Source organism: Pandoraea commovens (genome assembly GCF_024704525.1).
Classification (GTDB): Bacteria; Pseudomonadota; Gammaproteobacteria; order Burkholderiales; family Burkholderiaceae; genus Pandoraea; species Pandoraea commovens.
The window spans coordinates 1147989-1171528 of the sequence record NZ_CP102780.1; the positions used below are offsets into that span (position 1 = coordinate 1147989).

General features: G+C 60.0%; 23 protein-coding genes. 15 read left to right on the forward strand and 8 right to left on the reverse strand.

Annotated features, from left to right (window positions below):
• Nucleotides 1-8: 8 nt before the first annotated feature.
• Nucleotides 9-575: an HD domain-containing protein gene (locus NTU39_RS05805; protein WP_257959465.1), complete on the forward strand. Its 567-nt coding sequence runs from the start codon at nt 9-11 to the stop codon at nt 573-575.
• A gap of 281 nt (nt 576-856) precedes the next feature.
• Here the strand turns inward: NTU39_RS05805 and NTU39_RS05810 are convergent, their stop codons facing one another.
• Nucleotides 857-1444, reverse strand: a complete 588-nt coding sequence (locus NTU39_RS05810; protein ID WP_257959466.1) for a BPSL1445 family SYLF domain-containing lipoprotein — start codon at nt 1442-1444, stop codon at nt 857-859.
• A 185-nt stretch (nt 1445-1629) separates the two neighbouring features.
• Nucleotides 1630-3303: a mechanosensitive ion channel family protein gene (locus NTU39_RS05815; protein ID WP_257959467.1), complete on the reverse strand. Its 1674-nt coding sequence runs from the start codon at nt 3301-3303 to the stop codon at nt 1630-1632.
• A 376-nt stretch (nt 3304-3679) separates the two neighbouring features.
• Here NTU39_RS05815 and NTU39_RS05820 point away from each other — a divergent pair, with 376 nt between their 5' ends.
• On the forward strand, nt 3680-4750 hold the full coding sequence (locus tag NTU39_RS05820; protein ID WP_257959468.1) for a hypothetical protein: 1071 nt from the start codon (nt 3680-3682) through the stop codon (nt 4748-4750).
• A gap of 25 nt (nt 4751-4775) precedes the next feature.
• On the opposite strand, the gene NTU39_RS05825 is transcribed toward NTU39_RS05820, so the two are convergent.
• Complete coding sequence (locus NTU39_RS05825) at nt 4776-5678, reverse strand: hypothetical protein (protein WP_257959469.1); 903 nt, start codon at nt 5676-5678, stop codon at nt 4776-4778.
• A gap of 308 nt (nt 5679-5986) precedes the next feature.
• Here NTU39_RS05825 and NTU39_RS05830 point away from each other — a divergent pair, with 308 nt between their 5' ends.
• Entirely contained in the window at nt 5987-7501 is a 1515-nt protein-coding gene (locus NTU39_RS05830) for a sensor domain-containing diguanylate cyclase (RefSeq protein WP_257959470.1), read from the forward strand.
• Nucleotides 7486-8898 (forward strand): DUF2252 domain-containing protein, encoded by a 1413-nt coding sequence (locus tag NTU39_RS05835; RefSeq protein WP_257959471.1) that lies wholly within the window; start codon nt 7486-7488, stop codon nt 8896-8898. Before NTU39_RS05830 ends, NTU39_RS05835 begins: the two co-directional genes overlap by 16 nt.
• Nucleotides 8899-8971: 73 nt before the next feature.
• Here the strand turns inward: NTU39_RS05835 and NTU39_RS05840 are convergent, their stop codons facing one another.
• Nucleotides 8972-9343, reverse strand: coding sequence for a response regulator (locus tag NTU39_RS05840; RefSeq protein ID WP_257959472.1), 372 nt, complete (start codon nt 9341-9343; stop codon nt 8972-8974).
• A 222-nt stretch (nt 9344-9565) separates the two neighbouring features.
• Here NTU39_RS05840 and NTU39_RS05845 point away from each other — a divergent pair, with 222 nt between their 5' ends.
• On the forward strand, nt 9566-10369 hold the full coding sequence (locus NTU39_RS05845) for a DUF2092 domain-containing protein (protein WP_257959473.1): 804 nt from the start codon (nt 9566-9568) through the stop codon (nt 10367-10369).
• 4 nt (nt 10370-10373) lie between these two features.
• Entirely contained in the window at nt 10374-10910 is a 537-nt protein-coding gene (locus NTU39_RS05850) for a hypothetical protein (protein ID WP_257959474.1), read from the forward strand.
• On the opposite strand, the gene NTU39_RS05855 is transcribed toward NTU39_RS05850, so the two are convergent.
• Both NTU39_RS05855 and NTU39_RS05860 read right to left on the reverse strand, forming a co-directional pair.
• A complete protein-coding gene (locus tag NTU39_RS05855) occupies nt 10904-11863 on the reverse strand; it encodes a sensor histidine kinase (protein ID WP_257959475.1) in 960 nt (319 codons plus the stop codon). The genes NTU39_RS05850 and NTU39_RS05855 overlap by 7 nt on opposite strands.
• Complete coding sequence (locus tag NTU39_RS05860) at nt 11860-12492, reverse strand: response regulator transcription factor (protein ID WP_257959476.1); 633 nt, start codon at nt 12490-12492, stop codon at nt 11860-11862. Before NTU39_RS05860 ends, NTU39_RS05855 begins: the two co-directional genes overlap by 4 nt.
• Before the next feature lie 438 nt (nt 12493-12930).
• Between NTU39_RS05860 and NTU39_RS05865 the strand changes: the two genes are divergently transcribed.
• The 3 genes from NTU39_RS05865 (at nt 12931) to NTU39_RS05875 (ending at nt 16449) form a co-directional block, all read left to right on the forward strand.
• The gene (locus tag NTU39_RS05865; RefSeq protein WP_257959477.1) at nt 12931-14916 is read left to right on the forward strand and encodes an alkyl/aryl-sulfatase; all 1986 of its coding nucleotides are present in this window, start codon (nt 12931-12933) and stop codon (nt 14914-14916) included.
• Entirely contained in the window at nt 14913-15923 is a 1011-nt protein-coding gene (locus tag NTU39_RS05870; RefSeq protein ID WP_257959478.1) for a hypothetical protein, read from the forward strand. Before NTU39_RS05865 ends, NTU39_RS05870 begins: the two co-directional genes overlap by 4 nt.
• Nucleotides 15924-16278: 355 nt before the next feature.
• Nucleotides 16279-16449 (forward strand): helix-turn-helix domain-containing protein, encoded by a 171-nt coding sequence (locus tag NTU39_RS05875; RefSeq protein ID WP_308340646.1) that lies wholly within the window; start codon nt 16279-16281, stop codon nt 16447-16449.
• Between the two features lie 152 nt (nt 16450-16601).
• Here NTU39_RS05875 and NTU39_RS05880 read toward each other — a convergent pair whose 3' ends face one another.
• Nucleotides 16602-16901: a DUF3955 domain-containing protein gene (locus NTU39_RS05880; protein WP_257959479.1), complete on the reverse strand. Its 300-nt coding sequence runs from the start codon at nt 16899-16901 to the stop codon at nt 16602-16604.
• A gap of 223 nt (nt 16902-17124) precedes the next feature.
• Here NTU39_RS05880 and uraH point away from each other — a divergent pair, with 223 nt between their 5' ends.
• Together uraH and NTU39_RS05890 are read left to right on the forward strand one after the other, a co-directional pair.
• A complete protein-coding gene (gene uraH, locus NTU39_RS05885; RefSeq protein ID WP_257959480.1) occupies nt 17125-17535 on the forward strand; it encodes a hydroxyisourate hydrolase in 411 nt (136 codons plus the stop codon).
• 238 nt (nt 17536-17773) lie between these two features.
• Nucleotides 17774-18265 carry a DoxX family protein gene (locus NTU39_RS05890; RefSeq protein WP_257959481.1) on the forward strand — a complete coding sequence of 164 codons (492 nt, stop codon included), beginning with the start codon at nt 17774-17776 and terminating at the stop codon, nt 18263-18265.
• 89 nt (nt 18266-18354) lie between these two features.
• On the opposite strand, the gene NTU39_RS05895 is transcribed toward NTU39_RS05890, so the two are convergent.
• The gene (locus NTU39_RS05895; RefSeq protein WP_257960048.1) at nt 18355-18696 is read right to left on the reverse strand and encodes a carboxymuconolactone decarboxylase family protein; all 342 of its coding nucleotides are present in this window, start codon (nt 18694-18696) and stop codon (nt 18355-18357) included.
• A 382-nt stretch (nt 18697-19078) separates the two neighbouring features.
• Between NTU39_RS05895 and NTU39_RS05900 the strand changes: the two genes are divergently transcribed.
• The 4 genes from NTU39_RS05900 to NTU39_RS05915 all read left to right on the forward strand — a co-directional run bounded on the left by NTU39_RS05900 (nt 19079) and on the right by NTU39_RS05915 (nt 23437).
• On the forward strand, nt 19079-19396 hold the full coding sequence (locus NTU39_RS05900; RefSeq protein ID WP_150666712.1) for a c-type cytochrome: 318 nt from the start codon (nt 19079-19081) through the stop codon (nt 19394-19396).
• Between the two features lie 124 nt (nt 19397-19520).
• The gene (locus tag NTU39_RS05905; RefSeq protein ID WP_257959482.1) at nt 19521-20549 is read left to right on the forward strand and encodes a porin; all 1029 of its coding nucleotides are present in this window, start codon (nt 19521-19523) and stop codon (nt 20547-20549) included.
• Between the two features lie 12 nt (nt 20550-20561).
• Nucleotides 20562-22262 (forward strand): arylsulfatase, encoded by a 1701-nt coding sequence (locus tag NTU39_RS05910; RefSeq protein WP_257959483.1) that lies wholly within the window; start codon nt 20562-20564, stop codon nt 22260-22262.
• Between the two features lie 71 nt (nt 22263-22333).
• Complete coding sequence (locus tag NTU39_RS05915; RefSeq protein WP_373275393.1) at nt 22334-23437, forward strand: formylglycine-generating enzyme family protein; 1104 nt, start codon at nt 22334-22336, stop codon at nt 23435-23437.
• Nucleotides 23438-23540: the final 103 nt, after the last annotated feature.

Consider the following 23540-nt stretch of genomic DNA (forward strand, 5'->3'; position numbering starts at 1 on the left):
GACTAGGGATGTATATCAATAATCTAGCCGATTTGCTCAGTGCAATTCACTTTGCAGCTGATCGACACAAGAACCAGCGTCGAAAAGACGTTGAGGCGTCACCCTATATTAACCATCCGATCGCTGTCGCCCATTTGCTTGCGACGACCGGGAACGTCACCGAAATTTCCGTACTTCAGGCCGCCATTCTTCACGACACCATCGAAGACACGCACACGACGTTCGAAGAACTGAGCCTTCTCTTCGGCCAAGAGGTTGCGACGCTCGTTGCAGAGGTATCAGACGACAAGTCGCTGCCAAAGCAGTTGCGAAAGGAACGGCAAGTGCAGCATGCGGCTCGGAAATCGCACAAGGCAGCGATGATTAAGATCGCTGATGCCACCTGCAATTTGCGGGACCTGATAAATGCGCCGCCGCCGCAATGGTCTATGGAACGCAGGAAGGAATACTTCGACTGGGCTGCACGAGTTGTGGCGGGTTTGCATTGCGAAAATGCTCCGCTCTTGCGAGCTTTCGAAATCGCGCACGAACTCGGGAATGGCATGTATCCTGGCGGCACGCTCAATGTGCAGTAGTAGGTTCGTCGGACCATGGGGGACCGGCTCCGCGACGGACGGCTGTGGCTAAACTGTAGTCCGCGACAAAGTCGCCAGAAAGTACTCCGGCATCTTCTGTTCCGCCGACAATTGATGAAGCACCTCAACGCGTCTGAGCGCGTTGAGGTGCTTCAATTCAATCGTGCCGTAACCGAAAATGAATGTAGGGATCCGAACGTGGCGTCAGGAGCATGTCGAATCCGACTGTCGCGTGCGCCTTCGCATTGCGTCATCAACCTGAATCGCGAAGATGTTCCACATCACAAGTCTAGGCGGGTGATTTTGGTTCCTGAAAGCGAGAGGTCGCCCATGAGCCCGCTGTTTGTCATCACGAACACTTCAACGGGATGCGTGGTCGTCGTCGTGTCGACTTGACCGTTCGCCCCTAGTTTGACGACCGCCACAGAAGCATCTGCCCCCACAGACCAACCGCTCGCATTACGGAATTTGTCGAACGCCTCCTGCGTCATGAACAGATAGACCATTGACTTCGACTGCATTCCCAGTTGCGCACCCACCGAGGCGGACGAAATGCTGTAATAGCCCGACGAGGTTGTCCCGACACGCAGGACACCGTCGCCGTGCTGCCCGCCCACGATCACCCCAGCCTGAATGACCGTAGGAAAAACCAGCACGCCACGCGCTTTACCTACGAGCTCGCGCGAACCGGGCACCGTGGAGAACAGTCGCGAGAGCGTGCCTTCGGCGGCCGCGTCGATGGACTGTTTACGTGACGCATTGGCTTCGGGCGTGGCGGGTGCGCTGCCGGTTGTGGAGCATCCCGACAAAGCCACGACCAGGGCGGCCGCGACGACGGAAGCACCTACGAAGTGACGACGTGTTTGCATGACTGACTCCGCAAAGTGGATTGGATCGCTCACCGATAGGTGGACGTACGACGCCCGTCTTCGATTTCGGCAAATGCCACCGCGGGCGTCTGCGTTGCAGTGTCAGTTCTGTGACACGACATCGCCATTGGTATTTCGGGCAGTCTCGTTTGCCCCAAAGGGCAGTTCGAAGACGGGGATGCACGTCAGCCCTCGGTAGTTTTGGTTTTGCCCGAGTCCGACGCGGGTCTTGCGGGGGAAGGAGTCCAGCCATCCGGCGGAATAATCACCGGCGCTTTCGGCTGCTCCTCGAAATGCGGCGACATGATCTGCACGCCGAATTCATTGAAGACGTCGACGATCTGGCTATGCAGCTCGCTCAGCATCAAGAGACGTTGGGCCGGATTGACGGGGGCGACGTGCAAGTCGTATTCAATGTAAAAGTCCGACAGCGAACGCTGCAATACAAACGGCTGCGGCGACTGCGCAATGCTTTGGGTCCGCGCCGCCGCGAGGCACAGCATGGCTTGCACCTGTCGCCACGGGGTGTCGTATCCGATCGTCACCGACGTGACCACCAGCGCTGGCGCTTTGCCGTCGCGACTGGAAAAGTTATGCACGATGGCCCCAACGACGACGGCGTTGGGAATCGTGACTTCTTCCTGCCTGACGTTCGTTAGCTTCACCGATAATGTGTCCACGCTCACCACCACGCCTGACGTGTCTCCGATCTGCACCATGTCGCCCGCCTGAAATGCCCGGCTGTACGTGACGACAATGCCGCTCATCAGTTGATTGACGATGCCCGCCGACCCTAGCGACACCATCAGACCAAGCAACACACTCAGTCCCTTGAACACATCGCTCTGCGCGCCTGGAAAATAAGGGTAAGCGAATGTCAGCGCCAACGCCCATACGACAATGGCCACGATGCGGCGCGAGGCATCTGCCGTGTCGGGATGCAAGCCAGGCACGTTGAGATGGCGTTGCTGGATCGCTGCAAAAACGTTGTTGATGAGATTGTGCAGGGCGCGCGTCAGAAGAAATATGACGGCGATGGCGATGAGCCCCGGAATCGCATTGACGATGCCCAGTGCAAAGGTGTTGAGCAGGTTCCAGAGGAAATCGCTCAGACGCTCGCCCATGGGTTCCGATACTGGGAACCGCTCCAGCACGTAGATCAGATAGACGTATATGAGCGCTGCCACGAAAAAAAGGAAGAGCAACTGAACGATCTGCCGCACCAGATGGAACGCCGAGCCGGTCCAGTCGAATGTTTTGGAAGTGCGACGAAGCAAATGCGCCTCGATGGCGTACTGAAGGCGTGTTTGCAAACGGCTTTGCAGTCGTCCGGCCGTCCATACCAGTATCGCCAGCACGGCCGTCGCGAGCAGCGCAAGCAGAATGCCGCGAATGATGTTGGGCCAATGCAGTTGGGCCTGTCGGGCCGCCAGTGCAGCGTCCAGTCGCATCTGGGTCTCGCCTGCGATGACCTCGAACGGTCGATTGTCCGCCTCGTCGACGTCGCCCTCCAGCAAGGCGAAGAGAATGCGGTCACCGCGCCGGAAGACGATGCCGCGATTCTGGCCGAGCGAGCCCTGAACTGCTTGCGTCGGCAAGCGCAGCATGCTCTCGGGCAGCGCATCCAGCGCGGCATAGGAGCGCTCGGCGCGCTGCTGCGGTGTGGCCCCCGTTAGCGAAGCGCGAAACGTCGTGATAGGGCGATCCATGTATCGGAGGTCGGCGGCGGGGGCGTCGGGTGTTGCAGCGGGGTGTGAGGTCTGTGCGAACGCCGTCGGAACGGCAGAGAGCATCGTCAGACACACGATAAGTGACATCCATAGGCCTGCGAGCAGGGTGGCCGCTTTGCGGCGTGACAAGGGCGTCGCGTCTTTTCGCGCGTTGCCCGCGGAAGTCGAGTGTGCAGCCGCGCAGATCGTCATGGACGCTCCTGATATGAAATGCCACAGCGGACCTTAGGCGATTGTCCCGCGAAGCACGATGCCCCGGGGGGCAAATTGGTTGCCCGAAACCCCGATGGCGCGAGTAAGCATTCAGCGAAAGACTACGAGCCTATCCACTTGTGTCAGAACGCTGCGCAAGGAGAAACTCATGGCGAATAGCGGTCGTGCTGCTGACGAGAGTCCCCCCGAGACCTCCGATCTGCCGGAAGTCGATTTGTCGCTGGTGCGAGGCGATCTGGGGTTTCATCTCCAACGCAGGGCCTTCCTCATCCCTGCCGCAGGCATGGGGGTCGTGCGACGTGCGCTGATCTTCGCCGCTGTGACCTGGCTACCGCTGGCCCTCTGGGCAATCCTGACCGGTCGCGCGTTCAGCGGCACTGGCGACGACACACTCGTCGCCCATTTTGGAATCCATGTGAGATGTTTGATCGCCATTCCGCTGATGGTGATTGCCGAAGGCGTGGCTCAGAATCTGATGCCTCCGCTCCTGAAGTACTTCGTCGATTCCGGCCTTATCACCGATGAGACGCTCCCCGACTTTCGACGGCAGCTCGCACGCATGTCGCTGCTTCGCGATCGTGCATTGCCCTGGGTGATCATGCTAGGCGCGACGGTCGCATGGTCGACGACCCGTGCACTGTTGGGTGACGCGGAAGATGTGGTCTGGATGAACCAAGGCACGCACGTCGCAGATATCAGTTTCGGCGGCTGGTGGTTCGTGCTCGTCATCCGGCCGCTCTTCACCATAATGCTGCTCGCCTGGCTTTGGCGTGCTTGCCTGCTATTCATTCTTCTCTTTCGGATTGGCAAGTTGCCGCTCGCGCTGGTGCCGTCGCACCCGGACCGGGTAGGCGGCCTGAGCTTCGTGGAACGCATGGCCTTCAGCTTCAGCCCGGTGGCTTTTGCTATTTCGGCCGTCATCGCCGCATCGTTCGCGCACGAGGTGGTCTACCATGGCGCGAGCGCCTTGCAAATGAAGACGCTGCTGATCGCCTCCGCCGCATTGATCTCGGTCTTGTTCCTCTTGCCATTGCTGCCGCTCGCCATGCCCTTGGGCAGGCTTAAGCGCCGCGCGATCTTCGAATACGGGAGTCTTGTGGCGCATCACGACCGTCTTGTCCACGAGCGCTGGATCCTGCATCGGGACATTGGCAAGCCCGAAATCCTCGACGCACCCGAGCTGGGCCCCGTCGCAGACATTCATGCCATCTACGACGCAGTGGCGCATATGCGCTCCGTGCCGTTGAGCAAGATGTCCATCGTGGCGATCGTCGCGCCAGCTGCCGTGCCAATGCTTTACGTCGCCGCCCTGCAATTGCCGCTGACGGCGGTACTCGGCAAGGTCGCCAAAGCACTGATCTGACGGTTAAGAGCAGGGCGATGGCCGCTCAAAAGCTCATGGCGAAGCCGAACGAGACGCCTTGCACGTTGTGGCCGAAGACGTAGCGGGCCATGAGGCGTGTGCGCGTGACGATCACCGGATACTTGCTGCTGTCGAGTTCCAGACCGACACCCAGCGACGTCAGATTGTTGAAGCCCAGCACGCCCGCGCTGTCCCCGAAGTATTGCGAATAGGCGGCCTCAAGCACGTAGCGCACCGGTCGGTCGAGCGCACGCAGGCCGGTCGGCGCACGCCATCTCGACCAAAGGCTGAACTGTTGGGCGTTGGCGCTGCCTTGCACACCGGCGGACGAGCTGCCGAAGCTGCGCAGATGGATGTTCGTCAGACGCAGTTCGACATCGATTTCGTACGCCTCGCGATAGTGCTCGAAGTCGAGCATCAATGAACCGCCAAGGCCGTACGCATTAAGCGCGCCATTCTTGAGAAATTGCGTATCGAGATCGGTCGCGCGGTTCAGCAGCGTTTCGCCGACACGCAGATCGCTGGCGACGCGCCCCAGACTCCCGTTCAAAATCGGTCGAAGCACCAGTTCGTCGGCCAGACGAATGTCCCATCCCACACCGATGGTCGTGCTGAGCGTGTTCCAGCGGACCGGGAGCGCGCGCGATTCCGAGCCGTCCGACGCCACGAACGTCGGGTCGTAGCGGCTATAGGCAAGCGTGCCTTCGAGGTAAAGCGGGAACGAGCGACTGAGCGTGAAGCCGCCGCCCAGCTGCGTCTGCCAGAAACCCGGATTTCCGGTCGAGCCGTTGTTGATCGACAGCGAACTCGTGGTCACATCCGGCACGGTCGTGTAGCTCATGATGGCCAGTACGCTGTTCGCGTGACTGCGGACATCGGTGCCGACACGCAGGGGTGCCGATTGGGCAAGCACGGTCGGGGTGATCATCGTCAGGTAGGACAGGCTCGCGAGTGAGGTCAGCCACGTCCGAAGCGGCCGACGAAATCCACGTCGTGCCGCATGCCCGCCACTGCGCCTGCTCGTGTGTCGTATTGCCGCCATACTCCACCCGCGTCGTTGATGTTGCGGAACACTGGCCACCGTGGGCAATTGTCGCGGCCGCTCGGCTGGCGGACCATCGGTGCAGGGGGCAACCGTGTTGCCCCGACGGGCAAATGACTTGCCCCCACTCCCGATAGCCCGGTGCGGCGATTACGCAAAGAATGGGGCGCGTTGGTCACGGTGCGCCAGGGAACATGAATTCGCCCGATACTTCACATCCTCCATCACAGAAGGCCGGTCGCTGGTTCGGTGCACTCGGCCTGACGGTCGTTGCGGGGATCGTTGCCGCGCTCATCGTGATCGGTGTGCGCGCAACGCTGCTTTATGAAGGCCGTCTGGCGGTTCGCGACGACGCACGCGATGCAAACCTGCGCGTGGCGATGCTCGCCGCGCGCACCGTGGGCGACGACATCGGGGCCTGTGCACGCGGACTCGAAGCACTCGGTGCAGCCGGTCATGGCGACCCGAGCACACCACTTTCTAACTGCATGGCGCTGTTCGGCGATCCTGCGAGCGCGGCAGCACAGACCGATGTGCAGGCCGTGATCATGAGCGATGCAGGGGAGGTCGTTTATGAGGCCATGCCTTCGACCGGCTGCCTCGATCTTCGCTTCGCCCAGCGCATCGTCAACGCGCACAGGCAAAGTAACAACGACGCGCTTTCGATCGCCACATCGGCTGCGTTATGCCCTGTAAGCGCTGGCAGCGGTCTGCTGATGACGCACACCATCCGGCGTGACGACGGAGAGTTTGCTGGCGTTGGCATCGTGACGATAGACGCTCGCTATTTCTTACGGCAATTCGCGGGACTTGCCCCGGGGGAGAAAGGCATCGTCTCGTTAATGCGCAACGACGGCGCGGTACTTATCACGTCGACCGCGACCGGCACCACTGTCGCAAGCGCCGCGCCTCTCGTCGCTGTCACCGCCACACCCTCGGACGCTTCGATCACGGGCGCGGATGGCGAATTTCTCTACGTCCGACAGCCACTCCCCGGCCTGCCCATGCTGATCGAGATTCGCGCGCCAAGAAGCGAGATCTATGCCGCATGGCGAGAACGAGCGATGTGGGTGGGCGGCCTCACTGCCGCGCTCGGCGCAGCCTGTCTGATTCTCGCCGTCCTGCTCAGGAAGCAGCGCCAGCGACGTTACGTCGCCGAAGCCGAGTTGCATCGAATGGCGAGCACCGACCCGCTAACGGGGCTGGCCAACCGACGCACGCTCGATGAGACCTACGACAGGGAGTGGCGTCGGTCGGTACGTGAGCATGCGCCACTCGCGTTGCTCTTCATCGACGTCGACCATTTTAAGACGTTCAACGACCGCTATGGCCACCCCGCAGGCGATGACGCGCTGGTCGCCGTGAGTCACGCAATCGGGCGCACGATCCGGCGGCCGGGCGACTTCGCGGGGCGCTACGGCGGCGAGGAGTTCATGGTGGTGCTGCCAAACACCGACGCCAACGGCGCGCGCGACGTCGCCGAGCGCGTGCGCATCGCTGTGCGCTCCGCCGCCATCGCCCACGAGGGCACACCGCACGGCCACGTGACGGTGAGCATCGGGGTCGCCGCCACAGGGGTGATGCCGACCGGCACGCCCGAAGCGCTGCTGCAAGCGGCGGACGAAGCCCTTTACGCAGCCAAGAGCAGCGGTCGCGACCGCGTCTGCATTCACGCAACCTCAGGAGGTGCCCCATGCCCAGCGATTTGACGCTTGACCAACGCAAGGCCGCTGGAAAGCTGGCGCGTGAACGCGCGCCCCGTTCGAAGCAATCGGACATCGGCAATGTCGATCGCGATCCCGTGGCGTTGCTGCGCCAGAACAGCGCGGGCCGCGTCGATGCGCTGGTGCCGCTGCGGTACGGCCGCATGTCGGTCTCGCCCTTCACGTTTTATCGCGGCAGCGCCGTCCTTCAGGCGCATGATCTGGCGCGAACGACCACCACCGGGTTCGCGTTCCCCATTTGCGGCGACGCCCACCTCATGAACTTCGGCGGCTTCGCCACGCCGGAGCGCCAGTTGGTATTCGATCTGAACGACTTCGACGAGGTTGCGCCGGGACCGTGGGAATGGGATCTGAAACGCCTTGCTGCGAGCTTTGCCATTGCAGGCGAACACATGAGCGTCGATCGCAGCACGATTCGCGACATTGTGACGTCGGCCGTATCCGAATACGGAAAGCGGATGCAAGAGTATGCGCGCTACAGCGCGCTCGATCTCTGGCATGAGATCGTGACGTTCGATCGTATGGCGGAAGCGGCCGTCACCGGTGAGGGACGACGTCTGATCCGCAAGACCGCAGAGAAGGCCGCCGGACGTTCGCACGAAGCTATGCTCGAGAAGATTGCAGTATTTGAGGACGGCCGCTGGGCGATTCAGGACGCGCCGCCTGCGCTGTTCCATCCGGCTGGCCCGAACTCTTTGCTGGGCAACGCACACGCGTGGTCGAACACGGAAGCCTGGAAGGGCAAGCTGGCACAGGCGTTCAACGAATACGTCGGCACGCTCCCGGTCGACCGGCGTGCGCTGATCGATCAGTTTCAGCTTCAGGACATCGCCTTCAAAGTGGTCGGGGTGGGCAGCGTCGGAACCTTCTGTCTCGTGATGTTGTTCGTCGACGCGCACGGCAAGCCGTTGTTCCTGCAAGTGAAAGAGGCCCGCGAATCGGTCATTGCTCGCCACTTCCCTACGGGAAAAGTGCACCATCAGGGGCTTCGCGTCGTTGCTGGGCAGCGGCTGCTTCAGGCCGCCAGCGACGCGTTTCTCGGCTGGACGACCGGCCCGAACGGACGCCACTTCTACTTCCGGCAGTTGCGCGACATGAAGGTCTCTGCGGAAGTCGAGCGCATGAACGACACGATTCTCCAGGGCTATGCCCGAATATGCGGATGGGCGTTGGCTCGGGCGCACGCCAAGTCCGGGGGGCTGGCCGTAGAAATATCGTCGTACATCGGCGACGGGAAGCGCCTCGCCGACGCGATGACCGACTACGCGCTCGCCTATGCGACGCAGAACCAGAAAGATTACGAGGCGTTCATAAAGGCATGCCGCTCCGGAAAACTCGTGGCGCGTAGCGACGAGGACATGGCTGCCGACTTCCGCGTATAACGCGTCGCGTGGATTGTCGGTTCGGCGCGTACCGACACGCCGAGCCGTCGTTTGAGCGTGCCGCGCTCAACGCTTACGGCTGCGAGCGTGCGGCGCGCTCGATGGCAGACAGCAGGTCGTTGCCAAGGAACGGTTTGGTCAACAGCTCCCGGCCGCCCGACTGCTGAATCTCGGCGCGCGCTGCCTCGTTGTCGTACGCCGTGACGAATACGACTGGCGGACGAGGCGAGGGCAACGCCTGATAGAACGCCGGTCCTGAGAGCCCGGGAAGGTTCACGTCCGCGACCACGCAGTAGGCCGCGCGGATGCTCTCGGCGACACCGTCTTCCCCCGCACTCGTGAAGGCTCGCGTACGGTATCCGGAGATCGTCAGCAGGCGCTCGACAGCGCGACGCATGCCTGTGTCGTCCTCCAGAATCGCGATGAGCTTCCTTGACGTGGTCATGAGGCGGTCGTATCCATATAACGACATTTTTCTTTGGAATACGAGACAACCGCCATCGGGATTTGGGGCAACGAAGATTCCCCATCGGGCAATTTGGGGCAATCGCCTTTGCTTCGCCAGTTTTGCGCGCTACATTGATTCGGAGTGTCTGCCGAGCATCTCCGCATCGGTATGCGCCAACCTTCCGCATTTCCCCGCCACTGTAGCTCCACTAATCGAGGCATGACGATGAGACGACAGGCGTTGGCAATCCTGATGCTGCTCACGACAGGTGCAGCATCGACGGTCACAGTGACATGGGCGCAGCAGGCGGTCCCCGCTAGCGCGTCGTCCGCACCGTCCGAACCGGTGAACAGCGTCGATCCTGACGCAGTTCAGGCGCTGCACACGATGGGAACCTACCTGCAATCACTCCAACGCTTTCGCGTGTTCACAGATCTGACCGGGGAGCGTGTGCTGGCGGACGGGCAAAAGCTCCAGCACGGTGCAAATGCCACACTCGAAGTCGATCGGCCGCATCGGCTGCGCGCGATCATGAAGAGCGCGCGTACCGAACGCGAGATTATTTACGACGGGAAGCAGGCAACGCTGTACTCGCCGCAGCAGAAGTACTACGCATCGGTGCCGTTCGACGGAACGTTGGCCCAGTTGGTCGACGCGCTGCGCGCACGATACGGCGTGGAACTCCCGCTTGCCGACCTCTTCTCCTGGGGGACGCCAGACGCGCAGCATCGGAAATTCGATTCGGCCATGTTCGCGGGGCAGGACTATATCGGTAATGACCTGTGCGACCACTACGCGTTCCGGCAGCCCGGTATCGACTGGCAGATATGGATCACCAGTGGCAGCAAACCGTTGCCACGCAAGATCGTGGTGACGCGTACGGACGACGAAGCGCGTCCGCAGTCGGTCTCGATCCTGTCCTGGCAACCCGGCTTCTCTATCAAGCCGTCGACCTTTGAGTTCCGGCCGCCAGCGGGCGCAAAGCGGATCGAAGCCGTTCAATTGCCTGCGAACAAGGGGTGACATCATGACAACACGACGCTCCCCCTTCGTTCACCTGTGTGTCGTGGCCACTGCATTGGCCGCCATTCTTGTGTCACTGTCGCCCGCTGAGGCTGTTGGTCGTGGCGGCGGTGGTGGCGGCGCGCATACGCGCGAGCACGCCGGTGGCGGTAAGGCTGGTCAGCACGCCGCGCAACGCCCGAATGCCGCCAATGCAGGCAACCGGCAACCCGACGCCCGCACCCGCAACGTTCGCAACACCAGCGTGAACAACGTCAATAACAACAACGTCAACGTCAATCGCAATGTGAACGTGAACGTCGATAATCATGGCGGCGGCTACTATCACGGCGGATGGGACGACGATTACCATCCGGTCGCAACGGCCGCTGCCGTTACGGCTGCGGTAGGCGTGACTGCGGCGGTCGTCGGATCGATCGTGCATTCGGTCCCGGCTAACTGCGTGCCCGTGAACTATCGCGGCATGATTTATCAACAGTGCGGCAACACGTGGTACCAACCGCAAGGGACGCAGTTCATCGTCGTCAACGCACCTTACTGATGCGCGGCAGGTATCGCAAGTGGCAACCAGAGGACGAACTCGGCCCCGCCTCCGGCGCGGGGCCGAGCAGAGATGCTGCCACGATGCGCGTCGGCAATCGAGCGCACGATAGACAGGCCGAGTCCCGTGCCGCGCTCTTTGGTTGTGTAGAACGCTTCGAACAACGGCTCGACGTCTCCATCCGCAATGCCGACGCCACGATCGGCAACGACAAGTTCTACGCCTTCGTCGAGAAGACGTGTCGCGACGTATAACTCTCTGTCCTTTTGCTCCGCGTTCTCCATAGCGTCCATGGCGTTGATGCAGAGGTTGAGCAAGACCTGTTGCAACTGCACCTGGTCAGCAAGCACCCGGGCCTCGCGGGTGGCGAAGGCTGTGTGCAGCACTATGCCGCGCCGCCGCGCCTCGGGGTGCACGAGCGACGTCGCACGTTCCAGCACGACATCGAAGGCGACGGGGGCATACGTAATCGCTTGCTTTTGTAGCAGTGCGCGCAAGCGCACGATCACGTCATGTGCGCGCAGGGCATCGCGTCTGACATCGCTCAGAATCTCCCGAATTTCGGCGTCGCTCGGGTCGCCGCTTTGCATCATGAGATCGGCTGCGTCTACGTTGCTCAGAATGGCCCCTAGCGGCTGACCGACTTCGTGGGCGATGGACGCGCTCAACTCGCCAACGGTCGCGATACGCGAGGCACGAGTAAGGTCGGCACGACGCTTGGCGGCGTCGAGTTCAGCACGACGACGCTCACGGCGTTGCTGAAGCATGGCTAGGATTGTGACGGTCTGAGCGCCAATCACGAAAATCACCACGGCGACTTCCTGCCAGTACTCGCGAAGCAGCGCCACCTTGGGCGGTTCCGCGCTGAGCGCGTCTTTTACGACGAAGCTGCATAGCGCGACGACCGCCAGCGACACCACGCCCCGGGCGGCTCCCGCAACGGTGTTGCTCACGACATTTGGGCAGTGTGTGGGGCGGCTTCGGCCTCGGTGCGTTTGCCGGCGCTCCTGAGGAGTTCGGCGAGGGAGTTCGCGCTGAATTTACGCATCAGCTCAGCACGACACGTTTTGACGGTTCTCTCGCACAGTCCCAGCTCGGCTGCGATTTGTTTGTTGCGGAGCCCTTTGACGACACCTTGGAGTACGACCTCTTCACGATCGCTGAGTACGGATTTCGCCTCATGTGCAGGTGCAGCACTGGGTCGCCGAACAAGGCTGATCGCCGTCTCCACGGCACCGACAAGGGAGTCGCGACCGAAAGGCTTAATGAGGAAGTCGACTGCACCAGCCTTCATCGCTTCGACCGACCGGGCCACATCGCCGTAGCCACTCATGAAAACGACCGGCAATGCCGATGCTTGGCGGCGTAGCGTGCGCTGCAAGTCAAGTCCGCTTGGCCCGCCTAATTCAAGGTCGATGAGAACGCATCCCGGACGTTCATCTGGCTCGCTGACAAGAAACTCGCCTGCAGAAGCGTACTCCCTTGCGGCATAGCCCGAAGCGCACAGCAGCCGGCCTAGTGCTGCCCGCATAGAAGCGTCGTCATCGACGATATGCACTACCGATTCACGATCAGCATTCATGGATTCTCCGCCTCGCATACGAAAACTGTATTTCCCCGGCGTTGACTAGTACCTACGTTTTTGTACGAATAATACTTACACGAGAAATGGCAATTACTGAATTAATTGCCGAAATAAAGTATTTAAATTACTTTCTGCAACTGCATGGAAATTGTCTAGAAATTCTAGCCTTTACTCATTGATAGCACTTCTCAATAAATTCGTAAAGCTCGAAAACGAGCCTCAACAGATTCAGATTTTTTTGAGACTGCGCGTGCCCGTATTGCGCTCGCAGGCATCCAGTGCCATATCACTTTCCGGGTTTAGCGTTGCCCGAAGGGGAACCCCTTTTGCCCCAAATACCTATGTCCTTGCCAATCCGAGGCGATGAAAATGACTTCCGTGGTTTTTGACCCGCGGTCTCTTCGCTCTTACTCAACGTGCTTTGGGGAGGACTTCATGAAACGCCAGTCAGTTGTTGCTTTGATTGCGCTTGTCGCCGGAACCCTGATCGGGACTGCGGCGCAAGCACAGTCGTCGCCGCCGCAGCCCGCTGATGCAACAGCGGCGACACGAGATGCGAACCAGAAGTTGCTCAACTTCCTGCCGTTCGCGAACAAGCAGGATTTCGAGGACATTCAGCGCGGATTCGTCGCCGATCTTTCGAATCCGGTCATCAAGGGCGCAGCGGGAAATACTGTCATCGACCTCACGCAGTACGACTTTCTAAAGAAGAACATGGCAGGCGAGGCGCCGCCGACGGTCAATCCGAGCTTGTGGCGGCAATCGCAATTGCTCTCTGCGCACGGTCTGTTCAAGGTGGTGGACGGCATCTATCAGGTCCGTAACGTCGATCTGGCCAACATTACGTTTGTGCGTGGCAAGACGGGCTGGATCGTGATCGACCCGCTCACGTCCGTCGAGACGGCCAAAGCCTCGCTCGATCTGATCAACAGTAAGGTGGAGAAGCTGCCGGTCACTGGCGTGATCTTCACGCATAGCCACGTCGATCACTTCGCGGGCGTGCGTGGTGTCGTCGACGAGAAAGACGTACGCTCTGGCAAGGTGCCGCTCGTGGCACCGGAAGGGTTCATGGAAGAGGCGGTCAGCGAGAATGTATTCGCGGGCACCGTCATGAGCCGCCGTGCATCGTACATGTACGGCAACCTGCTGCCCAAGGATCCGAAGGGGAACGTCGGCGGCGGCCTCGGTCTGACGACGGCGGCGGGGACGATTACCTTGTTCGAGCCGAGCAAACTCATCAAGAAGACCGGCGAGACGTTGAATATCGACGGCGTCGATATCGTCTTCCAGATGGCGCCCGGTACGGAGGCCCCGGCGGAAATGCTGTTCTATTTCCCGCAGTTCAAGGCCATCGATCTCGCTGAGGACGCCACGCACACGTTGCACAACATTCTCACGTTGCGCGGGGCGAAGGTGCGTAGCGCGCAGAAGTGGGCGCACTACCTCGATGAGACGATTCGTCTCTGGGGGAAGGACGCGGTGGTGTCGTTCAGCAGCCACCATTGGCCGCAATGGGGTAACGACCGTGTTGTCGAGCATCTGGAGAAGCAGCGCGATCTGTATCGCTACATCAACGATCAGACGCTGCGCATGGCCAACCAGGGCATGACGATGCACGAAATTGCCGACAAGTTCGTGCTGCCCGACTCGCTCGCCAAGGAGTTCTATAGCCGCGGCTATTACGGCAATCTGAAGCACAACGTGCGTGCCACCTACCAGCTCTATCTCGGATGGTGGGACGGTAACCCCGCGAACTTCGATCCGTATCCGCCGACTGACGAAGCGAAGCGCTATGTCGAGCTGATCGGCGCGGACAAGATGCTCAAGGGGGCCAAGTCGGCGTTCGACAAGGGTGACTATCGGTGGGCGGCGGAACTCACGAACAAGGTGGTCTTTGCGCAACCGACAAATCAGGCCGCTCGCAACCTTGAAGCTGCAGCGCTTGAGCAGCTGGGGTATCAGGCCGAGTCCGGACCCGCGCGCAACTTCTACCTGAGCGGAGCACAGGAACTTCGGGGTGGCGTGCACAAAGTGGCTACCCCCAACACGTCATCACCCGACATCATTCGGGGTATGACGACGGAGATGTTCCTCGACTTTCTGGCGATCCACCTGAACGGGCCGAAAGCAGCTGGCAAGTCCTATGCGTTCAATGTGACGTTCCCCGACACGAAGGAGAAGTACGCGCTGTCGGTGAAGAACGGCGTCATGAATTACAGCAAGGACACCGTGCTACAGAAGGCAGACGCCAACATCTCGCTGAATCGCTCGACACTGGACGACATCGCGCTGGGTAAGCTCCAACTTGGAAATCTCGCGGACAGCGGTCAGGTGCAATTCGACGGGGACCGCGCGAAGTTCAAAGAAATGCTCGGCCTTTACGACAAGTTCGATTTCTGGTTCACGATCGCGGAGCCGTGATTCAGTCAGCACAACATTGTGTGGTAGCAGGGGTGATGCCCGTATGCACATACGGGCATTTTTTTGCGGCTCATGCGGGACGGAATCAACTTCAAGTAGTCTCAAGCGGCGATATAGCCTCTAGTACCAATTCAAACCGTCGCCTATTCACCGGCAACGACGCGTTAATCGAGAACGTTTCGGAGGTGCGTGTGCGAACCCACTTTTCATTTCGCCTCGTGTTGGCCTCGGCATGCTGCGGGACTTTGTTTGCCCTACTTGGACAGGGGCCCGCACAGGCTCAGGAAGCTGCGGCGAATGCCGCACAGGCTAACAACCCGCTGGCCAATATGACAGCGTTCAATCTACAGAACTACTACATAGGTAACATCACCGAGGCCGGGGAGAGCGGAAATCAGTTCTGGATGCGGTATGCAAAACCGTTTCAAGTTGGAAGCAGTCACTGGCTATTGCGTGCGTCGTTGCCGGTCAACACAATGCCATTGGCGCCGACTTTCGGACGGCATACGTCCGTCGGCGACCTTAACCTTTTTACGGCCTATCTTATCGATCTGGGAAATCCTGCAATTAGCTTCGGTATCGGCCCTCAACTTACAGCACCCACGGCCGGCGACACTAGACTGGGTTCCGGGAAGTGGTCTGCGGGACTGGTAAATGTCCTGTTCGATGCCAGCTCCGCAAAATTTCAATTCGGGTATCTCGCGTCTTGGCAGCAGAGCTTTGCTGGCATCAGCGACCGGCAAACGGTCAGCGTAGCTGCATTTCAACCGTTCGCTTTCTATCAGTTGGGCGGCGGCACATATCTTCGAGCTGCCCCGATTTGGGCATTCAATCTCGAAAATGGTAGCTACAGCATCCCTTTAGGGGTGGGTGTCGGCCAAGTCATCAAGCGAGGCAAGACTGTCTACAACGTCTTCTTTGAACCGCAATTCTCGGTTGCGGACCGAGGTCAGGGACAACCGCGGTGGCAGCTATTCTTCGGCCTTAACCTGCAGTTTCTCGACTGAAGTGATGTTGCCGGTATATCAACATCAGGAGGATGAACGCTCGCCGATACCGTCTAGAGAGCAATCGCAGTAAAGCCGCGATGACTTGGAACGGATGCTGCTTACGTAATCAGCCTCTTGGGTTGCCATGTGCAAACGACATTGACTCATTTGTCGTTACGTATTTCTAGATATTTGTAGTCGAATGGCAACTGTCAATTGATCTTAGAGTGCGAAGCAATTAAGGTTTCCGCAGACGGAGTTCTTACGCCAAAAGAACACTGTATTGGGAGCGCGCCGATGAATGCCACGCCGCATGCAAGCCGTATCTGTCCTATCCGGCTGAGACCCCTGTTCCTCTCCCTTTTTTTTGCCTTTGGCACAGCGCGAAGAAAGTGATACACCGCTGAAGAGGGTTGCGTATGCTTGCGGCTTCAGTGACCAGAACAGCCTGCGACGTGCATTCATGCGTAGGCTTGGTGTGACGCCTCTCGAGTATCGTCAGAGGTTCCGGTCCGATGCAGGGCGAGATGCAGCCAGTCGCTAAACGGGGGCGAGTCCCCCTCGCCATGCCAAGCACAAACAAAGGGCCTCCCCGTTGGGAGGCCCTTTGTGCGTTTACGATTCAGTGGCCAACGGTCTTCGCCTTGTTCATATTTCCGAGACGTTCGGCCCAGACCCGACACTTCGACCGTCTTGCTATTTAGTGCCCTGCGATTGGCTGCGACACAGCGCCATCGTTCCGCGTACCAAGCTACCGATTACGCCGATGACTACCATCAACATTCCCACCGGCACCAATGCGAAGGGTTCATGCAAAACACCTTGCGCATCGACTTCCGATCCGATGGCAGCGAACGCGATCCAACATGCGAATCCAGCGAAGATGAAGCATGCGCAGACCGTCCAATATCGACGGTGATCAACATCTCTTACCGCCGCGACGATCACCGCAATGAGAGTAGTCGCTGAAACAAGAAGTAATGCGAACTGAATCATAGGTTCACCGGCTTGGCATCGACACGGCGCATTCTACATACGTCGCGGGGCGTGATTCACGGATCGCCTATTCCGTAGTCCTGCTTTGGCAAACGCACCCTAACATTTGGGGAATTTCCCCTCTTTAGGTGAGTTGATAAGACGTACGATTAGTCACGCGCGCACTCACCTGCCGGTTGGTCCGAAACTGTATATGTAATTTTTGACCATGAAGAGATCACGTATGTTGAAAAAATGCATTTTCGTCGTTCTTGCTTTTTGCCTGCTGCCGGTCCGCGTAGCCATGGCGGACGTCAATCCTATTAGTGTGCATATCCTTGACCAGCAAACCGGCAAGCCGCCTGTTGGCGTGGCCGTTGTGCTTGAGCGGATGCATGGGGAGTCGTGGCAAAAAATTGCGTCGGGAGAGACCGATGCACACGGGAGAATTAAGTCTCTCTTTCCAAAGGGAGAGCGCTTCACCAAAGGTGAATATCGCGTGATTTTCAAAACCGGGGAGTATTTTGGAAAGATGAAGCAGGACACGTTCTTCCCGGAAATTCCGGTGCTATTCCGCGTCGTAGATGCAACCCAGCACTACCATATTCCTTTGCTTCTCAGTCAGTACGGTTACTCGACCTATCGAGGCAACTGAGCGGGTATCGAGCCTTGGCGTGCGCGTAGTGTTCAAAATCCTCCCTCCCGTTTAGGTGGGGGAGGAACGGTGCAATACCCCGAGCGGGAGAGGCATCGTCGGCGACGAGCGCTTCAACACCGTCACGACATCGGCCCTATTGTTATTCAGTTTTGAATTGTCTAGCCAAATTTGCGGGATTTATCCGCAGCGACCAAACAGGGACACTCCGCCTTACCGGACCTGATTGGACATCGCGATGACAACCGAAACAACGAATGGACAAAACGCGCAACCCATACTGACGTCGTTTTCAACCTGGCGACGTGCTTGCCAACACTGCGAGCCCGCGCTGTATGCATTGCTGCGCACCACCTTCGGCATCGTGCTGTTCACTCACGGTCTCCCCAAAGTCCTAGGCGCATCGCACGGCTCGATGGCAGATCCAATGGCCGGTTCGATCAACCTTATCCAGAACGTGATGGGGCTACCGTTCGCGCCGCAACTGGCATTTCTTGTCATGCTGCTTGAGACCGTCGGTGCAATCATGCTCACGCTAGGTCTATTCACACGTGCCGTTGCGTCGCTCTGCGTTCTGGAGATGGTGGGAATCAGCTACGCACTCGGACCGACTTGGCCGTGGATCGACCGCGGGATTGAATACCCGGTGCTCATGGCATTCCTGGCGTTCTACATCGTCGCACGGGGTGGTGGCGCTTACTCGTTGGATCGACGCTTCTTCGAGCGCTAACAACGATCTCCAGATAGCGCCCCAACGCCGACAAACATTGGGCCGATCAACAGATCGGCCCGCATTGCATTTAGCGGCTTCCGCGCTACTTACCCGCCGAATTGATCGTACGCTTCGAGCGCCTTCGTCGAATAGACGAAGGCAGCACCCGCATTCAGGGCGATCGCAGTGCCCAGTGCTTCCGCGACTTCTTCACGCGACGCGCCCAGCTTTTGCGCCGCAGCGGCGTGCGACGAAATGCAACCTTCGCAGCGCGTCGTGACGGCAACCGCAAGGGCGATCAGTTCGCGAGTCTTCGCATCCAATGCAGTGCCCTGATCGAGCGATTGGTTCAACGCCTGAAAGGCCTTCACAACCGGCGGGTTAACTTGTGCCAGCGTGCCGGCGGCTTTTTTCAGATGGGAAAGGGCTTCCGGCCAGTTGCTCATGATGTCTACCGACTCCAATTGAATTACAGACGAAAGAAACGACGGCATCAAAGTTACGATGCGCGTCGATTTCCGATCCGAACGCGTGCCGGGTGTGGGTGGCCGTCGTTCGCTAATTCATTGAAGCAGGAACACATGGCTGGATGAAGCGAAGATTTGTCACGACACCTATGAGTGTTTGGAAAGACCCCTGACCCGTGACGCCCGCACGCTCGACGCCTCGTCCACGACTCCCTCGCTATAACCCCTTGGAATAACTAACCCCAAACCTTTCATGTACACCAAATTATTTAAATGTATTCTTTGACATAAATATGTATACATAAAACTCCTTTAGTCCACCTCGATTCCTCGGCCCTGGGAATCGCTCATTTGCGAGGTATCCATGAAGTTTCGCCGAGTTTCGTTAAGTATTGCCATCGCGCTCGCCGCCACCGCTCAGGCGCACAGCGTCTGGGCTGCACCGTCGGCCAGCGAGCAGACGTGCCGTGCCTGTCACGACATGAACAGTAAAAAGGTCGGGCCGTCGTTCCGTGAAATTGCGGCGTCCTATCGGAACGATCCAGACGCGCTCGCCAAGATCAGGAAGAGCATCCTCCAGGGCAGCACCGGTAAGTGGGGGAACATCCCCATGCCCGCGAACGCCATTCCCGACGACGAAGCCGAGCGCTTCGCCCACTGGGTCATGAGCCTCAACAAGTAAGGCCAGATCCCGCCATCGGAACACCCCCATATCGAGCACCGGGACGTCACGGCGTCACCGGGCCACTGCGCCTGCAACGCTCCGCCATGACTCGTGGCGCGTCGTCCGGCGCACAGGAGGAGACATGTACAAGAAGGCCTGCACCGCACTCGCGTTAGCGCAGTGTGCGGGAGCATCCTGGGCGCAAACCGGCCCGACTTTGTCCGGCTTCGTCGACAGCTACGTCGAGTCGATCCGGGCGCAAAACACCACGGCGCAACGGCTTCAGAGCGGCGGACTTCAGACGTCGCGCTTCGTCTTTCGCGACGTCGAAAAGATCACCGACACCCTCGAAGCGCAGGCCGTTCTGGAATGGCGCTTGCGCGTGAACAACGGCACGACGCCCGTGCCACCCGCGCGCGATGCCTACGTCGCCCTCAAAGGCGAGTTCGGTCGATTCCTGCTCGGCCGCATGCGAGTGACGTCTGCCACCACTTACGGACGCATCGATCCCACGTACACCGGCAACTACAGCGTCATCACTAACGTCATCGCTTCCTACGAGCGCTGGCTGGAGAACAACACCGTCAAGTACGAGTCGCCGAAGTGGCAGGGCTTTCAGGTGATCTCGTCGCTGTCGCTCGGCAAGCAAGGGGAGAACCTCCAGCCGGGCGAGCGCCCCAAGAGCGGGCAGGGGACGAGTACGGGCCTGCGCTATTCGACCGGCCCGTGGTTCGCGTCCGTCGTCTACGACAACTTCAACAACGCGCGTCCCGGTGAAGGCATGCAGGACGTCTGGCTCGTCGGTGAATACTGGATTCGGGGGCAATACAAGATCACTGCGGCACTGCATCGCTATTCCGGCGTGTACACGTCCGGCAAGCCATCGCAGCAAGGCTTCGACTGGCAGATCGGCGGACGCTACTCGATCACCCCTGCAAACGAGCTGGTCGTCTCGCTCGTCAATCGCAACGAAGCCGGTAGTTCGAACGGCGACGCGACAGGCCTGTACGTCGGCATCGAACACAGCCTGTCCAAACGCACGCGCCTCTATGCGAGTTACGCGCGCATTAACAACCGGGGCAATAGCCGTTACGCGCTGGCGTTCGACATGGTCCCGATGCCCGGCGAGAACACCAGCGCTGTGGCGTTGGGTATCAGTCATGCGTTCTGACAGGAGCCGCTCATGAACCATCGACGAACACACCTGCGCGCGCAGATGCGACGCAAGCTCACTACGTGCCTCTGCGCACTGGCGGCACTGGTAGCCAGTGCATCCGCACCCGTGGCAGCGGCCCCGTCCGAGAAGCCGAACATCCTCATGATTCTTGCGGACGACCTCGGCTATTCGGACATCGGCGCGTTCGGCAGCGAGATTCGCACGCCGAATCTCGACGCGCTGATCGCGTCCGGACGCATCCTCACGAACTTCCACGTCGCGCCGAGTTGCTCGCCCACCCGCGCGATGTTGCTCTCCGGGGCCGATCACCATCAGTCGGGTCTGGGCACGATGGCCGAGACGCTGCAGATCTATCAGGTCGGGCATCCCGGATACGAGGGATATCTCAACGAACGCTCGTTCTCGATTGCGAGTCTGCTGCGCGATGGCGGCTATCACACCTACATGGTCGGCAAGTGGCACCTCGGTCTCACGCCGGGGCAAAGCCCGCAGGCGCGCGGTTTCGAATCGTCGTTCGTGTTGCTTCAAGGGGGCGCGGCGCACTTCGCTCCGGCCCCGGGTGCAGTCACCTCTGCCGACCGGGCGTCGTATCGCGAGAACGGCAAGATGGTGACGCTGCCGCCAAACTTCTATTCGAGCGTCGGCTATACCGACAAACTGATCGGCTACATCGACCGGAATCTCGGCGACGGAAAACCCTTCTTTGCGTACGCGGCCTACACGGCCCCGCATTGGCCCTTGCAGGCACCGGACGACCGCATCGACAACTATCGTGGTCGCTACGACGCCGGTTACGACGCGATCCGTAACGAGCGAATTGCACGCCAAAGGCAGCTGGGATTGCTGCCACCGGATTTCCGTCCGGCCACGTTACTGCCTGCGTCGCCCATGAATCCTCGCTGGGATCAACTCTCGCCGGAGCAAAAGAAGACCGAAGCCCGCAAGATGGAAGTCTATGCGGCGATGGTCGAAACACTGGACGCCAACATCGGCCGCCTAGTCGATCATCTGAAGTCGGTCGGCGCGTACGACAACACGTTCATTTTCTTCGCCTCCGACAACGGCCCGTCAGGCGAGAAGGTCGATATGTTCTACCCGGACGGGCCGAACAACGACAACAGCTATGAAAATCTCGGCCGTCGCCGCTCCAACATAGCTCTCGGCACCCGCTGGGCGGAAGTGAGCGCGACGCCTTTCCGGTTGTTCAAGGGATACCCGTCGGAGGGCGGCGTGAGCGTACCCGCTATCGTACGGATGCCGAAACAATTGAGCGCTCAGGCGACGGCGACACAACTGACGACCGTCCTCGATCTCGCCCCGACCTTCCTCCAGTTGGCCGGGCTACCGAATCCGGGCGACCGCTATCGCGGCGAATCCGTCAATCCGATGACGGGCACGTCGTTGCTTCCGCTTCTCACCGGAAAGACGCAGCGCCATCTCCCCGACGGCAGTCTGCTCAGCGCGGAGTTTGGCGGGAACCGCTATGTTCGCGACGACCGATGGAAGTTGCTGTCGGTGCACATGAAGCGCGGTCCGCAGCCGGTCGCAGAACCGCCCGACTGGAAGCTATACGACATGACCCGTGACCGTGGCGAGACGACGGACCTCTCAGTCGATCACCCCGACATTGTGGCGCGTCTGAAGCAGGGCTGGGTGGACTACGCCAAACGTGTCGGTGTGGTGCTGGCACCGGGCGCGACCGAATGAGTAAGGGGACGCGTCACGATCACCTCGCATGGGCGCTCGCGATTATCTTGCTGGGCGTATCGATCGGGTGGATGGCGTCGTCGCGACACGCGTCGGCGCTGGTTCAGCGAAGCCAGTCGAACATTCCGCCCGCGCCTCTGACGTTGCCGCTCGTTGGCGACGGCAAGCGCGGTCCCGAGAAGATGGCGTGGATTCCGGGGCAGACGTTCCTCATGGGCACCGACAGCCGTCTTGCGCAGCACAACGAACGCCCTGCATTTGATGTGACGACGAGTGGATTCTGGATGGATGTTCACGACGTCACGAACGCAGAGTTCGCGCGATTTGTCGACGCTACGGGCTACGTCACCACAGCCGAGCGCCCACCGCGCTGGGAAGACTTGCGTGTGCAGCTGCCACCGGGAACGCCTGCGCCCCGGCCGGAAGCTCTCGTGCCCGGTGCGATGGTCTTCGTCGGCACCGAAGCGATGGTGTCACTGCGGGACTATTCGGCGTGGTGGCGATTCGTGCCCGGGGCGAACTGGCGTCATCCGCAAGGGCCGGGCAGCGATCTGACGGGCAAAGAAAATCACCCGGTGGTGCAGGTGTCGTATGACGACGCCTTGGCCTATGCGACATGGGTGGGCAAGCGCCTGCCGACCGAAGCGCAATGGGAGGTGGCGGCACGAGGTGGACTGACACAAGCGGACTACGCATGGGGAGATACGAAACGTCCCGACGGCAAATCCATGGCGAACGTGTGGGACGACAACGCGCGTCCGTTCCCCGTCGTCGACTCGTCGAAGATTCAGATCGGAACGACTCCCGTAGGACAGTTCTCGCCGAACGGCTACGGCCTCTACGACATGGCGGGCAACGTCTGGCAGTGGGTGGCCGATTGGTACCGCGCTGACGAATTCGCGACGCAGGCCAAACGTCGCGGCCGAACCGTCGATCCGTCTGGCCCGACGTCAAGCTTCGATCCCGACGACGGCGCGACACCGGTCGATGCGCCGAAGCGCGTCACGCGCGGTGGCTCGTTCCTGTGCAGCGACACCTATTGCAGCGGTTACCGCACCAGCGCGAGACGCGGCACGGACCCCGCGAATCCGATGTCGCACATTGGCTTCCGGCTGGTCATGACGTCTGCCGATTGGGCGGGTAAAGCCGGACGCAAGGGACCAGACGTCGATTAAACTGCTCGACTTCCGTAGCAGTCCAACCTGACGCACACGAAAGTCCCTGCATGCCTCTGACAACTTTGACACGCGGCTCCCACGGCGGACTGCGAGTTAGCCC